Below are 15,849 nucleotides of genomic sequence, written 5' to 3'. Positions count from 1 at the left end.
GTTACGTTAGGAGATCCAACTCTGCTTTCCCCAGTCCATCCGGAGTGGTATAGAAGGGTCTCTTTTCGATTTCATAGTGCTTCTCCGGGTCTATACCCAATGCATGATACATGGTTTGGTGGATGCTGTCGATCTTGATCGGGTTTTCAATGGTCTTACAGGGACGCTCATCCGCTGTCTTGCCATAGACATGACCCCGCTTGATGCCTCCCCCAAACATGAGCATGGAACATCCATCTGTAAAATGGCGGTGCATGCCGTAATTTTTCAGGTCCTCGATGATATCTGGAACTTCTACCTGATCCTTTACTTTAAGATCGGGCCTACCCTCGGTAAGCATATCCCTGCTAAACTCACTCGCCAAAATAATCATGGTCCTGTCCAGCCGGCCACTCTCGTCCAAATCTTTGATCAATTGGGCGACGGGAGCGTCGATCATTTTTTTCATATCAACCAATCTGGTATGGCCGTTTTCATGGGTATCCCAGCCAAAAAAAGGCTCGTATTCTGTCGTAACGCTGATGAATCGGGCACCCTGCTCCACCAAGCGCTTCGCCATCAGGCAGCCTAACCCAAATTTTCCGGTATTGTAGATGTCATACTTCTCCTTGGGCTCTTGACTCAGGTCAAACGCCTTGGCTTCGGGAGAATTCAACAAAATATAAGCTTGCTCCATGGAGCGTTTCAGGGATTCCTTCTGGTAATCACTGCCAAATTCACCCATGGCACCCTCGCTGATCAGACGCTCGTACAGCTGATTTCTTCCTTCAAATCGCTTGGTGGACATTCCTACGGGAGGGCGGACACTTTCCAGTCCTCCGGTAGGATCCGGTATAAGGAAGGGGCCATACTCACTGCCCAAAAACCCCGCACTGTGAAAGGCTTTGAGCTCTTCCCCTTCACCCACGGTAAAGCGCTGACCAATATTGATAAATGCCGGAATTACGGGGTTCAACGGCCCAAGTTCCCTGGAAACCCAAGATCCCATATGGGGGACAAGCACTGATTGGGGCGGTTCGTAGCAGGTATGCCAATGGTACTGATGCCGGGTGTGTAGAATATGTCCCAAATCGGCAGCCACGTAGGATCGAATCAACGTGCCCCGGTCTATAATCTGCCCGATGTTCTCCAAGCCTTCTGAGAAATGGATTCCATCCAATGCCGTAGGCACCGACGGAAAAGTACTCAATACCTCCTGAGACTCCATTCCCTTACGAAAGGGCGTATATCTTTTGGGGTCAAAGGTTTCTGTATGGGCCATCCCCCCTGCCATGTAAAGCAAAATGACACTGTCTGCCGTAGTAGGCATGGCTTTCGGTCGCTGACAGGAGCTGAGCAGGCCTGAAATAGGTGCCCCCATCGCCATGGTGGCTATTGCCGCGGCACTGGTTTTCTTTAGAAAATCCCTTCTGTTCCTATGTATGTTCATTTTTCTATCAATTCCTTTTTTGTCAATAAATCAACTGAAACTCTGGCAGTAGCACCAGCGCCCAAAACAGGTCCTGAATATCCTCTACCGCAGGTGACTCACCTAACACTTCGCTGGCGATCCGGTATTCATTTTGATGAGGATCCCGGGCAAAAAGCTGCCTAAACACTTGGTGGATCAGTATCTCCCCGTCCGGGTATTTTTCCTTCCATCGCTCGGCTCCTTTTCTGAGCGCTTCATTCAGTGTCTCCCCGTTCGTTAATTCCAACGCCTGTAACAGACTGGCCTGGGAATCTCTGCTCGTAGATACGATTTCCCGGTTTGGTCTTCCCAGTGCCTTCAGGAATTCGTTGTTCTGTACAAGCGAAGCCCTCGGGTACTCAGGCTTAGAAGTCTCCGAACTAACCAACTGAAATGGATCATACTTGACCTGTTTTTCCTCAAAAAGCGGAAAGAACAGGTTGCTTACCGCATCGGAGAACTGCTCGGCCGTAAGTCTTCTGCGGACCATCCCTTCGAAGACATAGCGCTCATCCACCAAATCCAAGGGATCTTCAAAGCTGATGGAAGGTTGCTGATAGGCTTTTGAAGTAGCGATCATGCGGATTAGGTGGCGTAGATCGTATCCATGGTCGGCAAAATCACTCGCCAGCCAATCCAACAAATCCTGACTCCAGGGTTCGTTATCCATTTCATCCACAGGCTCCACCAAACCACGGCCCATCATCTGCTTCCAAATACGGTTGACGATTGTTCTGTACATACGTCCGTTTGCCGGCTGCACGAGGTACTCGGACAGTTGGCGCAGTTTTTCAGCTCGGTTGGCGGTGCTGTCAATCTCCCCTAGCTCCTCCCACAGCAGTTTGGTGCTCGCTTTCTTACCTATGGGCGTTTCACAGCGGGCCACGTCCAAGTCCTCCTCGGCAAAAATATTGGCAAATGCGTAGGCTTCCTCCAGTTTCCAGTCGCTGATAAAGCTGTCATGGCAGGACGCACATTTCAGGTTTAGACCTAAGATAACCTGCCCCACATTCTGTGCAGCCTGCATCTCGGTAACCTGACTGGCATTCACATCACCCCTCCAGCGTATCCCTTCAATAAAGCCCTTGGATTTCTCGTCGGGATTCAACAACTGTTTTACAAACAGGTCATAGGGCTTGTTTTCGCGAAGGGAGGCATACAGCCACTCGGTAATCGCAAACCTTCCCCGGGTAATATATCCTGTACCGGTGTAATCGTTGCGAAGGGCGTCATTCCAGAACGTAAGCCAATGGATGGCATACTCATCGTTCCTTGCCAGCAACTGATCTACTACGCGCTCCCGCTTATCGGGACGGGTGTCTGAACCAAATGCCTCATAGACCGCAGGCGTCGGCAATAGCCCTATTATATCCAGGTAAACCCTGCGTAGGAACGTTTTATCATCTACGGCCTGCTTCCATCGAATCGATTTCTGGGAAAAATAATCATCTACCAGCAAATCTACCGGGTTATCCAAACCGGCCTTGGATGCCGGAAGGTTAGGGCGCCTGGGTGCCAATTCCGCTACCCTATACACACTTTGGTTCTCTACGGCATCCGGCCAGGGTGCTCCCTTGTCTATCCAAAGTGAAATCAACGCTATTTCGTCCTTGCTGAGCGTTTTCCCCTTGGAAGGCATGGCTTCTTTATGGTCTTTGGGCAATTTTATTCTTCGTACCAGTTCACTTTTGGCCGCATCACCGGGCATGATCACCGGGCCTGATTCACCTCCCTTAAATATCTCCTCTTTGGTATCAAGCCTTAACTCGCCCTTAATTTTGGCAGTACTGTGACAGTTATAGCAATTATGGGCGAATATCGCCCTCACTTGACCTACCAACTTGACCTGACGCTCCTCGGAAAGGTCAGTCCCTTGATAGGAAACCAAATCAATATCCATGGGAACGCCTGCATACGAACTGCCTTCGTTCCATGGCAAAACACTCGTAAGGTAGTCCTCTCCGTGGGTAAGGGAAGCTCCAAAATGGCCGGCAAACGAAACCCCAAAAGCAGCCACAAACAGCACCGCCCGGTATTGCTTAACGGTCGCGGAACTTAATTTATGCTCCGTCTTTTTCAAGCTAAAATAGAGCGGTATGCCAATCAAGGCCGTGACCAACCCAGCCCACCTGTGCAATTCCAAGGTACTGCCACCGTAATCCTCTATATTTGCCAACAAAATACCAAACACGGTGGACACGATGGCCGCAGCCACTCCGGCCAAAACCAACATACGGATGCCCGGTCGAAGTTTACCGTTAAAATTACCAAGGGTAAAAAGCTCCAAGAAGGCGGCAAACACAAGTAAGCTGACAGGAAAATGCACAGCCAAGGGGTGAAGGCGCCCCAAAAATCTCCAGAACCAAAACGCTTCCCCGGAACCCGCAGAAGCCCCCTCCGCTGCCCAAGCATGGGAAACCAAACCAAGTATCAACAAAATGCATACGCCAACCAACTTGGCCGCTCCCTTCCTAAAGGCTGAAGGAATTAAATCACTTTTCATAATTCACCGAAATTTGGATCGAGATTGAGTGGGTATTTGAATGCTGCCCTATCGGAAAGAATCCGGGATTGGGAAGAAAATGCAAAACCTCAACTACAATAATACCGATTTTTTTTGGCTTAACCTTCCTGTACTTACCTGCTCGCCAAAAAGTTAATTTAAAAGGTCAGCCCCTTGTTTCTGTGGCTCTCTGGGCCAGCATCACGCATCCTCCAGCGCATTCATTATGGACGGCCCTGCGCTAGTACCGATCCGGTCTGCTCCCGCCTTGATCATCGCTATCGCCTTGGGCAGATCCCTTATGCCACCACTTGCTTTGATACCTACCTGACTTGGCAACCGGCTTCTCATCAATCGAATCTGCTCCTCCACCGCCCCCCCGGGTGCAAAGCCGGTAGAGGTCTTTACAAAATCCGCTCCCGCATCCCGGCAAATATCACAGGCCTCCAACAGCTCGGATTCATCCAAAAACGCCGTCTCAACGATCACTTTGATCAGACGTCCTTCCTCATGGCACAACTGCGAGAGTTTGGCCAGTTCAATCTTCGGCCAATTCATCCCTGATTTGTAGGCCGTAAGTGACCAAACCACGTCAATTTCATCTGCCCCATCCCGGATTGCTTGAACGGTCTCATGAACCTTGGCCTCCGTAGTAGAATACCCAAACGGAAACCCCACAACGGTAACAACCTGAATATCCATGTCCGACAGATCCCGCTTTACCTTTTTGACCCAAAAAGGCGGGACACATACCCCCATAAACCGGTACTGTCGGCAATCTGTCAGCAGCATTTCTATCTCATGTTGGGTACAATCGGGTTTTAACAACGTATGCTCTAGGTATCGGTTCAGGTTTTTCATGGGCAAAGCAGGTTTGATCCGAAGGTACTAAAACCTGAGGGAATATACCAGACTGAATAGCCACCGGAAAGGCAAGAAACACCATCTCACAATAAAGCCACGAGGCAAATGAAAAAAAATCTACCGGTCACCAATAAGGCAGTCCCCATGTCAAAGAGCTTGCAGATGCGCACAGAAAAGCATAAATTCCACGAAATTTGGATCACCTTACAAATCAGAACTGGATATGAAAAAAATCGAAAGAAGATCGTCTCTCAAAAAGCTGTTTGCATCGTTGGCAGGATTTGCTGGTATCAGCACCGTGGCAAGTGCAAAGTCGGAAACCTCAGCTCCTGAAAAACAGGCCTTTAATGTAGTAGAAGATCAGGATATACCGCTATTTTCCGGATCCACCAAATTGGGCAATATGGTGTTCATTGCCGGAAAAGGTGCCCACTTTGACGGAGACATCAAGGCCCATACCGACCACGTATTGAAAGAACTGGAAAAAGAATTGGTCAAAGCCGGATCGTCGATGGAAAAAGTGCTAAAGGTCAATGTATACCTACACGACCTTAACGATTATAAAGGAATGAACGAGGTATTCAGGGGCAGATTTGGACCAAAACCTCCGGTGAGAACTACTGTCGCAACTTACGGTGGTGTGCCTGGAGACTCACTGGTCGAAATGGACTGTATCGCTTATATTTAATCTAGTTGTATCGTTAGCCCTCTTACTCCCCCTAAACCCAGTTGGCCTTGAAACACGAAAACCTATTCAAGGGTCTGTTAATCGGTGCCCTCGTGCTACTATTTGCAGTAGCCGTTTTGGTCATAATCGGAAGAACAGAATCTACCGGACCATTGATGATCGGCTTTTTTGTCCTTTTGGGCATCGGGTTTAGGGGGTTTTCTAGACTGAAGGGATACACGTATACCACGATGATATTTGCGGGTGTAGCGGCTGCCATGTATTACCCGGGACCCCTCACGCAATATGACGGATATTCTTTCAGCAAGTTAATCACCCCATTGATCCAAATCATCATGTTTGGGATGGGCACCTCCATGTCTGTCAAGGATTTTGTTGGGGTAGCCAAGATGCCTAAAGGGGTATTGGTAGGATTGATTTCCCAGCTAACCATCATGCCCTTACTCGGCTTTTCCATCGCCAGCATGAGTGGTTTCCCGCCGGAAATCGCGGCAGGTATCATTTTGATCGGCTGTACCCCTTCGGGTCTTGCCTCCAATGTAATGAGTTACCTGGCAAAGGCAAATCTAGCACTCTCTATTACCATCACGGCAGTAGCGACCCTATTGGCTCCGTTCACGACCCCCTTTCTGATGAAAATGCTCGCAGGCACCTTTATAGCTATAGATGTTTGGGACATGATGTGGAGTATCATCAAGATGGTCATCTTTCCGATTGGTGGTGGCCTATTGTTTAATCGATTTTTAAGTGGCAAGGCAAGATGGCTCGACGATGCCATGCCCTTGGTATCAATGATCGGGATCGGCATCATCATCACCATCATCACCGCCGCCGGGCGAGATAGTCTCCTCGAAATCGGAGGCCTGCTGATCGTCTTGGTAACCATCCACAACCTAATGGGGTACAATCTAGGTTACTGGGTAGGCAGACTATTGCGATTGGACGAAAAAGATTGCCGAACCATCGCGCTTGAGGTCGGCATGCAGAATGGTGGCCTAGCGTCTGGGTTGGCCAATGAAATGGGAAAAGCCGCCACCGTCGGCCTGGCACCTGCGGTTTTCGGTCCGTTGATGAACATCACGGGTTCTGTTCTTGCCTCCTACTGGCACCGTAAGCCGCCCGTCGAAAAAACCGACAACAACGCCACCACATAGTGCTGTGAATAAAAAAGCATACACTATCGGATTCTCTATAGTAGCCGCTTTTGGATTTTTGCTAGCTATTTTTTCCCAAATCGGCCTACCAATTGAACATGCCGGCACTACACTTATCGTTTCCTTCCTATTCCTAGGGATCACTTTCTACCTACACGAAAAACTGAGAGGATACGTATACACGGTCATGATACTGGCATCGGCTTCGCTAGCCTTATTGTATCCGGAACCCTTCGTTTCGTACAGAGGATACCAGCTTAATCAACTCATAATCCCCATGCTGCAGTTTATCATGTTTGGTATGGGGTCAACGATGACCCTTCGGGACTTTGCGGGGGTCGTGAAAATGCCCAAAGGTGTTGGGATAGGTTTGGCGTGTCAACTAACCCTAATGCCGCTATCGGGTTTTCTAATCGCCAAATGGAGTGGTATGCCTCCGGAAATTGCCGCAGGCATCATTTTGGTGGGATGTTCCCCAAGCGGGGTAGCCTCCAATGTAATCAGCTACCTTGCCAAGGCAAACCTGGCGTTGTCTATTACCCTAACCGCGGTTTCCACGCTTATCGCTCCACTCACTACGCCCCTTTTGATGAAATCACTCGCAGGTGCGTATGTGTCGATTCATGTCGGAGAGATGATGTGGACGATTTTCAAACTTGTTATCTTCCCGGTTCTGGGAGGGCTGGCGTTTAATCATTTGCTGCGTGACCGGGCGGTGTGGGTGCAGAAACTAATGCCGACAGCCTCCATGGCAGTGATCGCCGTGGTGATCGTATTGATTACAGCCTCCGGCAGGGACAACTTCCTTGCTTTGGGTACCGCACTCACGGTATGGATCCTTCTCCACAATATGGTAGGCTATAGCCTAGGATACTATTCAGCAAGGCTATTTAGACTATCGGAAAAAGATAGTCGAACCATCGCGTTGGAAGTTGGACTCCAAAACGGGGGAATGGCCGGAGGATTGGCGAAGGAAATGGGAAAACTGGCGACCGTCGGTCTGGCGCCCGCTATTTTCAGTGTATTGCAAAACATTACCGGATCGATCCTTGCATCCCACTGGCACAAACGTCCCCCTGCCAGTTAGCGATTCAATCGAAAAACCGCCGTTGCTCCATTATTTCTCCCGTATAGCAAATAATCCCTACCGCCTACTTTCAGCGCACGAATGTCCCGAATATTGCCCCGGATGGGCAGCTGACCCAGTCGGGGACTTCGGGTATGGAAACCTCCCAGTCCATCACCCAGCAAGATAAAGCCTGGATTCGCATCCTGTTGCCCCATACTGACACGGGTTTTGGACAAGTTGCCGCCAGAAACCAGATCCATACTACCGTCTCCATCCACATCCATCACTATAGCAGCATAGAGTGGGGCAAATTGCGCCTCGCGTGGCAAATCCCTTACTTCAAAGGTTGCGCTACCGTCGTTCAACAACACCACCGAACGTAAGGTCACCGCAGCCAACGTGTCTGCCCCTTCCATCTCCTTGGCCGTAAAAAATCCGCTGATATCCCGCTTGGCAAAAGATCGGTAATCGGTAAACCTTCCTTTTAAAAACGGAAGTTGTCCCACAAGCTCGTCACGGCTAAAGGCAAAAGCACTGGTATCCGCAATGTAATAGGTAAAAATGGGGTCTATGGAACCATTCCCGTCGAAATCATTGTAGATCAACCTCATAGGCTGATCTCTGGTAGGCTTAAATGCGTTGTTTTCACCGTAGTTGCCAAGCACGATATCCTGGTGCCCGTCACCATTGACATCGGCAACCGTCACCGAGAGCCACCAACCCGAAAGACCGGAAACACCGCTATCTTGATAAAGCTTGAGCGACCTACCCCCATCATTCAGATAGATCTTGGGCGCCGCCCACTCCCCCACAAGGACGAGATCCAAAAGCCCATCGCCATTGAGGTCTGCTAGCTGCAAATCGGACGTTATCCCCGCCTCGGAAAGGCCAGGAGCGAAGCGGTCAGTCATGTCTTCAAAGGTACCATCGCCCCTATTACGAAGAAGATAGGATTGGGGAGAAAGCGGGAACCGCCCGGGTACGTACCTTCCGCCTACTACCAAGTCTGCCAGTCCGTCACCATCCAAATCGCCAACAGCCACTGCACTACCACTGCCTGGTGGTATCGGTAAGAGTTCACTGGATTTACGAAAAGTTCCGTTACCATTGTTCAGATACAGGCGATCCTGATAGCGCAAATCCCCCGCAGGAAAATCGGTGCCCCCACTGACCACGTACAGATCCAAGTGCCCATCGCCGTCCACATCCAAAAAAGCGGCATCTACGTCAATAAAAGCCGAATCCAACTCGAAAGCAGGTTGAACCGTTTGGATAAATACCCCAGATCGGATTTGTAGGTACAATGCCCCCTGCTGTCCCTTTCCGCCTCCGAGGTATACATCATCAAGACCATCTCCATTCACATCCGCAACCCGGATCCTCGGCCCCAAAGAGGACATGGTATTTGGCATCAACCTATCCTGTGTAAATTCCAAAATCTCACTTTCCTTGTGCCCGAATTCTATTCCCAGGCCATTTGAGATTTCCTCCAACAAAAAAATGGGGTTCCTTTCCTGCCGCTGCTCAAAACGGGCATTTTCTTGCTTAAACGTGAGCGTTTGGTTTGGCACCACCGATCGTAGGGTCTCCACTTCTCCGGTGGGCCATAGCACAGTCAAACTATCCAGTTCCGCAATCTCTCCCAAGCCCATTACCAATTCATGATCCACCGCGGATTGATACCCCCTCACCGGCATCAGCTCTTGTTTGAATATAGCCCCAGAAGCGTAGCCTATCGCCATGGCACCAATTCCCTTGGTATTTTGGTTGTTTCCTTCAAACCGGATCTTTAAAAAATTGCGATTGTATAGACGATCTGCGTTATTTCTATATACCGACACCGGATCATTGGTATGGCAGACGATCAGATCCAAGTCCCCATCTCCATCCAGATCGGCATAGGCGGCCGCATTGGAAACAGTCAAACCCTTTAGACCCCAATCAGCTGCCCGATTGGTGAAGGTAAGGTCCTGATTGTTGTGGTATAGGTAGTTCTCCACGTAAATCGGCGGCATCTTCTCGATCAGTTCGATGAGGGCACTTTCCTTCCCGACACCTTGGGTACTACGTATGCGCTCACTCACCATATAGTTCAAAAAATCCATATCCAAGTAGTTCCGGGCATATCCATTGGCCACAAAAATATCCTTCCAACCGTCGTTGTCAAAATCTGCCACCAAGGTAGCCCAGCTCCAATCGGTCTGCGCAACTCCCGCGTACTGGCCAATTTCACTGAAGTAGCCATTACCCTGGTTCAGGTGGAGCATATTACGCATCGCTTGTGGAAAAAATCCCTTGGCCAGTAGTTCCCTGTATTTATCGTAGTTTTCAGGACCCAGAATGGTCTTTTGGTTATAGGTAAACTCTGGCATCATATCCATGGATAGGATATCAACCAAGCCATCGTTATTGATATCTGCTGCGTCTGCGCCCATGGAAAAAAGCGACACATGGCCAAGGTATTCCCTTACCGATTCCTTAAAGGTTCCGTCCTGCTGATTGATGTAGAGGTAATCCTCCTCATTGTAGTCGTTGCTGACGTAGATGTCCGGCCAGCCGTCATCATTGACATCCGTGACTGTGACGGCTAACCCGAAGCCCAACACATTATTGATGATCCCGCTTTCTTGGGTTACGTCCACAAACTTGCCTCCATCGTTTCTGAAAAGCTTATCTCCCAAATAATCCCCCACCCGTTCTTTGAAGCTGGCATCGATACGGCTAAAGCCGGCGTACTCTTGTGTGGAGTGATTCAGCAAGAACATGTCCAAATCACCATCCCTGTCATAGTCGAAAAAAGTCGCCTGGGTAGAGTATCCGGGATCGTCGAGTCCAAACTCCTTTGCCCTATCGGTAAAGGTGAGGTTACCGTTGTTGATCAGCAACACATTTCGTCTTCGCTCGGGGTCATTGGCAGCCGATCGGCAGATATAAATATCCAACAGACCGTCCCCATTTACATCTGCCATGGTTACACCGGTGTTCCAAAGCCCCGCGGCTCCTACGCCTGCCGACTCGGTGATGTCTTCAAAAACAAAATCGCCCTTGTTAAGATATAGTTTGCTGGCCATCATATTGCCCGTAAAATAGATATCCGGGAGTCCATCGTTGTTGATATCTCCAATGGCGACGCCACCTCCCTGGTAAAAATACCCATAGGTAAGTACATTAAATTCCTCCGATTCCCGCACCAGATTACGAAAGCTGATGCCGGTTTGCTTGGAGGACAGTTGGGTAAAAAGCGCGTCCGGATCCTCTTGGCTACAGGCGTTAACCAGTGTAATTAGTAGAATCAAGGAAGAGATGCGAAGGAAGGATTTCATAGGCATTTGGAACCGCATTTGGGCACTAAAATAAAAAAGTGCCGTCAATCGACGGCACTTTGATTAACTAAATAGTTTCAGGAGGCTAAATTTAAGGCTTCGCATCCCACCAAAGCTTGGTGGAGTTTCTGTTGCCACCCCGAGTAGTTAGCTCTGGAAGTTGCTCAGCAGCTTCCACCGCTGCGCGGTTATTGTTGTATTCACCTTCAACGAAGATCAGTCGGGACATCACACGATCCCGAGGAACATCTACGTTGTCAGAAGCCACGCGAGGATAGGGTTTTGGATATTTGGTCCGTCTTAACTCGGTCCATGCTTCCCATCCATCGGGATACAATGCCAGCCATTTTTGGGTAATGATTTGCTCAAGCTGCCTTTCCTTCGTTCCAGCAGTCAAGAACGCTACTGGAATATCTGATGAAGCAGGCAGGTTCCAGTCAGGCCTTGCGGTATACGTAACGGGAGCGGGTGTATTTGTACGGGCGATATAATCCTGCACCTGTGCCGGAGTTGCTCCTATGCGGCTTTCAGTCATGGACATCTCAATTCCCTTTTCATACAAATCTTTGGCAGTGCCGCCCATGTTCCAACCTTCTAAAGCCCCTTCAGCCCTTAGGAAGAAAACCTCCGCAGCACTGATCATTCGAAATGGAGGGCCGAAGGCCAAACCACCGCGACCTGCATTCAACCAACGTACACCCATGTCTGAGTGGGCTCGGTTTAGGGCTCCTTGATCCAAATCAGCACGAGGCAACCCATTCCTAACACCTTTATACTCGTTTGGCGATGTACCTGCAACAAAGTCATCAGTACGGCTGAAATAAACGCCCAATCGGGGATCATTGTAACCTTTCAATACACTCTCCATAAGTGCACTCATACGATATTCCCCCCAGTTGGTGATGGTCCAGTATGGGTGACGGGAGTTGGTAGTTGTCATTACCGCAGCATTCTTTTCATTGGTAGTAATAACCCCATCTGTAATGGCCTTCTCAGCTTCCGCTCGGGCCAATGCAGGCTCTACGTATTTTACCCTCATCGCCAATCTCAATCGAAGGGAATTTGCGTACAAAAGCCAATCATTGGCGTTTCCTCCGTACACCTGATCATGGGCCAAAAACGCGGTTCTTCCGGCATTTGCCTTTAGCACGGTAACCGCTGCATCCAACTCTTGGAAGAAGTTCTTGTAGATTGACTCCTGTGTATCATAGGGCACACTCGTCTCCCCATTTCCAAAATTGGAATAGATGATAGGACCATAATAATCCGTCATTCGGTGGTACGCATACACCTTCAGAACCTTGGCAAAGGCATTCTCCAATGGGAGGTTATTGGCAGCGGTAAACCTCTCCACGAAGTTGATAACCGGTGCCGCCTGTTGATAGAAGGAATTCCAAGCGCCGTTGGACCAACCACCTACTTGGGTGTGCCTGTCTGAATCGAAGTTGGTAGCTGTATTGGCAAAATACTGGGAGTAAATATCAGCGAACAAACTCTGCGCCAACTGAAAACCACCTGGACCTGCCGTTCCGGGTACACCGTACATCGCTCTCCATTGGGCGTTGGCAAAAGCCTGACCCAACAAACCCAAGTCTAGATTATCCGCAAGAATAACGTCCGGACGTGTATTTAATTCTTCAAAATTTTCGGTACAGCCGAAGAACAGGCCAGCTGCCAGCGAAAATCCGAGTATGTTTTTTATCAATTTCATAGTTTTCAAATTTTAGAATCCAAGATTAACGTTGAAACCAAAGGATCTAGCGGTAGGCGGTGCAAAGGAATCGAACCCTTGTGCAGCCGTTCCAGTACCAACGGTTACATCCGGATCGATGTTACCCGCTCTATTTAGTAAGAAGAACAGGTTACGGGCTACGAAGTTTACACTTGCAGTGCGAATGGGCAGTCTCTCGAGCTTGCTGGCGGGAATATTATATCCAATAACTGCTTCACGCATTCTTACGTTGGTTGCTGATACCGAGAATACTTCACCGATGGGAGCATTTCGTCCACCCATCTGCACCCAGAATTGCTCGGCAGTGATCGGGATATTGTTGGGTTCTCCGGTTTCCAATACCGCTGTTTCGTGTGCCATGAAATTCTGTCCGAAGATCAAGCCACCTTCACGACCTTGCAAGGTTTCCTCGGTCAACCCATCCGCATAGATGATCGCGTTGGTAAGAGAGGCGATGGAGCCACCCTGACGGAAGTCAATGGTGAAGTTCGCTCTGAAGTTTTTGTACTTGAAGCTGTTTTGAATACCTCCCAACCAAATGGGGTTATAGTTCGCTACACGTACAGTAAAACCTGGCGTAGTTCTTGGGATACCATTGGCACCTATGATCACCCGACCTTGGTCATCTCTAAGATAGCCTCTGGAATACACCTCACCAAACATCGCGCCTTCTTCTACGAAGAACTGCCGAAGGAAATCCCCACCCACTTGCACACGTGGACGCTGGTCATTGATCGAATTTACAAGAGACATATTTCTTGCAAAGTTTGCGGTAATACTCCAATCAAAGTCAGAGCGCTTAACCGGTGTTAAGGTGATTACCGTCTCTATACCTTGGTTTTGCACGTCCCCACCATTGGTGAAAAACTGGGAAGCTCCTGATCCAACGGGAAGTCCAACTGTAAATAGCTGATTGAAGGAGTTGGTCTTGTAATAGGTGAAGTCAATTCCCAATTTATTGTCGAATAAGCGTACGTCAGCACCTACTTCGATGGATTGGGTGGTTTCAGGAAGCAAGTTGGCATTCGGCAAGGTAGTATCCAAACGTAAGAAACCTGCGCGCCCTCCTGGATCCAAAAATGCCTGACGCTGAAGCTGGAAAGGATTGGTATCGTTACCTACTTCGGCAAAGTTACCACGAACTTTTGCAAAGGTCAACCAATTGGGCAATTCCACCAAATCCGAGATAACGGCATTCAATCCGACGGATGGATAGAAGAAAGACCAGTTGGTTCTAGGAAGGGTTGAGCTCCAGTCATTTCGAGCCGTGATGTCGAGGAACACCGCATTCTTCCATGCTACCTGGCTGAATCCAAACAAGGAGTTGACATCTCTGGGGGCACCCACGCCGTACGTTGACGCCACCAATTGTGTGTTGCTCAAGGCAAAGAAATTAGGCACCACTAGGTTGGGGCCTGTGTTGGAGCTCAAATTGGTATTCCGGTCCTTACGGGCGTTACCACCCACATTCACGTTAAAACTCCAATCCTGATTGATGCTCTTCTCATACGAAATCAGGAAGTCAGTATTAATTTCCATAACCTGACCAAACCCGACTCCAAACCTACCGTCCTGAGCAATGATGTACGTATCATTGTAAATTGACTCACTATCCGTAGTGAATGAGCGGTCCAATGCTACCCTGCCCATAACAGATAATCCTTCCGTAATCTCATAACTTAGGGAAGTCAAGCCGATCAACCTATCCAATGTGTTATTGAACAAGTTTCTGTTTACCGTCCAGTAGGGGTTCATACCGCCGTTTGAACCGGGGTTGAAATAGTTTTGTCTCAGCAATCCCGCGGCATTAGTATATTCGAACTGGGAAAGATCCTCGGTCCTGATGTTTCGTGGGATACGATAGGCATTTCGGATTGGATTGGCAAAATTCTCCCCTTGTCTAAGCAACTGATCGATGTCCTGACGGATGTAATTTAACTTTGAATCCAAGGTCAATTTATCAGTCAGCTTATTGGTCAACCGAAGGTTGATGCTGTGACGCTTCAACTCGTTACCGGGAACCACACCTGCTGCATCGGCAAAGGTATAGGAGAAGTAGGTTTGGTTCTTTTCTCCGCCACCGGTCACCGATAAGGTATAAGCCCGGTTATGTCCGGTCTGAAAGAAATCCCTAACGTTGTTAGGCTGAGGGGAAAAAGGATAAGTAGTTCCAGCTTTACCCTCAACTCTAGACCATTGCGCTACTTGGGAACCATCCATACGGGGACCCCAAGAAAACTCAGAAGCAGGTGAATACACGCCTCCTGAACCCTGACCGTAAATGTTTTGATAGTTCGTCATCAGGATAGGATCGTCAAACATGATGCTGGAGTTGAAGTTAACAGCAAAGCCTTGCTTTCCACGCTTGGTGTTAACCACAATCGCACCGTTGTTTGCACGGCTACCATAAAGAGCGGCTGCGTTTGGCCCCTTCAATACGTTGATGCTCTCAATATCGTCGGGGTTTAGGTTTTCGATTCCCCTTGCAGGTACACCATCCACGATATAAAGAGGCTGTGAGTCACCGCTAATGGAACGGTTACCTCTCAAGATTACGCGGGTAGGAGACCCAACACCGGATCCGGAACGGTTGATCGATAAGCCGGCCACTTTACCTGATAGGGAGTTCATTACGTTCAGTTCCCTTGCCTCGGTAAGCTCACGGGTACCTACATCCTGTACGGTGTAGGTCAATGCCTTTTTCTCTCTCTCCAAACCAAAGGCGGTTACAACCACCTCACCAAGAGCGGTCTCTTCAGCCTTAAGTCCTACATTGATCACATTGGAATTACCGATGACCATTTCCTGACGGGAATAGCCCAAATAAGAGAACACAAGCGTAGTTCCAGAAGCGGGAACATTAATACTGTACTTACCGTCGATGTCGGTAATGGTACCCGTATTTGTTCCTTTGACAAGAACACTTACACCCGGCAAGGGTGCAGCTGCGTCGGCGTCAGTCACCGTACCGGTGACTGTTCTTTCCTGCGCAAAGGCATACATGCCTGTGCATATCAAGAAAAGAAAAGCGAGTAAACTTTTTTTCATAAGGATAATTGATTAAAG

Annotated in this window: 9 protein-coding genes; 3 read left to right on the top strand and 6 right to left on the bottom strand. The window is 49.0% G+C overall.

The annotated features are described in order from the left end of the window. Position 1: 1 nt before the first annotated feature. The 3 genes from ADIS_RS19970 to deoC form a co-directional block, all read right to left on the bottom strand. A complete protein-coding gene (locus ADIS_RS19970; protein WP_010856529.1) occupies positions 2-1,429 on the bottom strand; it encodes a DUF1501 domain-containing protein in 1,428 nt (475 codons plus the stop codon). 22 nt (positions 1,430-1,451) lie between these two features. Next, positions 1,452-3,953, bottom strand: coding sequence for a PSD1 and planctomycete cytochrome C domain-containing protein (locus tag ADIS_RS19965; protein ID WP_010856528.1), 2,502 nt, complete (start codon positions 3,951-3,953; stop codon positions 1,452-1,454). Between the two features lie 201 nt (positions 3,954-4,154). Next, positions 4,155-4,814 carry a deoxyribose-phosphate aldolase gene (deoC, locus tag ADIS_RS19960; protein WP_010856527.1) on the bottom strand — a complete coding sequence of 220 codons (660 nt, stop codon included), beginning with the start codon at positions 4,812-4,814 and terminating at the stop codon, positions 4,155-4,157. Between the two features lie 226 nt (positions 4,815-5,040). On the opposite strand from deoC, the gene ADIS_RS19955 reads away from it, so the two are divergent. The 3 genes from ADIS_RS19955 to ADIS_RS19945 are packed head-to-tail and all read left to right on the top strand — an operon-like array spanning position 5,041 to position 7,746. Beyond that, positions 5,041-5,505: a RidA family protein gene (locus ADIS_RS19955; protein WP_010856526.1), complete on the top strand. Its 465-nt coding sequence runs from the start codon at positions 5,041-5,043 to the stop codon at positions 5,503-5,505. Positions 5,506-5,552: 47 nt separating this feature from the next. After that, entirely contained in the window at positions 5,553-6,659 is a 1,107-nt protein-coding gene (locus ADIS_RS19950) for a bile acid:sodium symporter family protein (RefSeq protein ID WP_010856525.1), read from the top strand. A gap of 4 nt (positions 6,660-6,663) precedes the next feature. Next, positions 6,664-7,746 (top strand): bile acid:sodium symporter family protein, encoded by a 1,083-nt coding sequence (locus ADIS_RS19945; protein WP_010856524.1) that lies wholly within the window; start codon positions 6,664-6,666, stop codon positions 7,744-7,746. Here ADIS_RS19945 and ADIS_RS19940 read toward each other — a convergent pair. The 3 genes from ADIS_RS19940 to ADIS_RS19930 form a co-directional block, all read right to left on the bottom strand. After that, entirely contained in the window at positions 7,743-11,051 is a 3,309-nt protein-coding gene (locus tag ADIS_RS19940) for a VCBS repeat-containing protein (RefSeq protein ID WP_035807135.1), read from the bottom strand. The two genes, ADIS_RS19945 and ADIS_RS19940, sit on opposite strands and share 4 nt — an antisense overlap. A gap of 91 nt (positions 11,052-11,142) precedes the next feature. After that, positions 11,143-12,762: a SusD/RagB family nutrient-binding outer membrane lipoprotein gene (locus ADIS_RS19935; protein WP_010856522.1), complete on the bottom strand. Its 1,620-nt coding sequence runs from the start codon at positions 12,760-12,762 to the stop codon at positions 11,143-11,145. A 12-nt stretch (positions 12,763-12,774) separates the two neighbouring features. After that, entirely contained in the window at positions 12,775-15,831 is a 3,057-nt protein-coding gene (locus ADIS_RS19930; RefSeq protein ID WP_010856521.1) for a SusC/RagA family TonB-linked outer membrane protein, read from the bottom strand. Positions 15,832-15,849: the final 18 nt, after the last annotated feature.

Source organism: Lunatimonas lonarensis, assembly GCF_000390185.1.
In the GTDB taxonomy this organism is placed as follows: domain Bacteria; phylum Bacteroidota; class Bacteroidia; order Cytophagales; family Cyclobacteriaceae; genus Lunatimonas; species Lunatimonas lonarensis.
The sequence above is the reverse complement of the archived record's forward strand: the minus strand, read 5'-3'. Positions and strand labels throughout refer to the sequence as shown.

Bases quoted from the DNA above. Each gene is read 5' to 3' on its own strand.
- ADIS_RS19970 (WP_010856529.1), bottom strand. From the start codon at position 1,429: ATGAACATACATAGGAACAGAAGGGATTTTCTAAAGAAAACCAGTGCC.
- ADIS_RS19965 (WP_010856528.1), bottom strand. From the start codon at position 3,953: ATGAAAAGTGATTTAATTCCTTCAGCCTTTAGGAAGGGAGCGGCCAAG.
- deoC (WP_010856527.1), bottom strand. From the start codon at position 4,814: ATGAAAAACCTGAACCGATACCTAGAGCATACGTTGTTAAAACCCGAT.
- ADIS_RS19955 (WP_010856526.1), top strand. From the start codon at position 5,041: ATGAAAAAAATCGAAAGAAGATCGTCTCTCAAAAAGCTGTTTGCATCG.
- ADIS_RS19940 (WP_035807135.1), bottom strand. From the start codon at position 11,051: ATGAAATCCTTCCTTCGCATCTCTTCCTTGATTCTACTAATTACACTG.
- ADIS_RS19935 (WP_010856522.1), bottom strand. From the start codon at position 12,762: ATGAAATTGATAAAAAACATACTCGGATTTTCGCTGGCAGCTGGCCTG.
- ADIS_RS19930 (WP_010856521.1), bottom strand. From the start codon at position 15,831: ATGAAAAAAAGTTTACTCGCTTTTCTTTTCTTGATATGCACAGGCATG.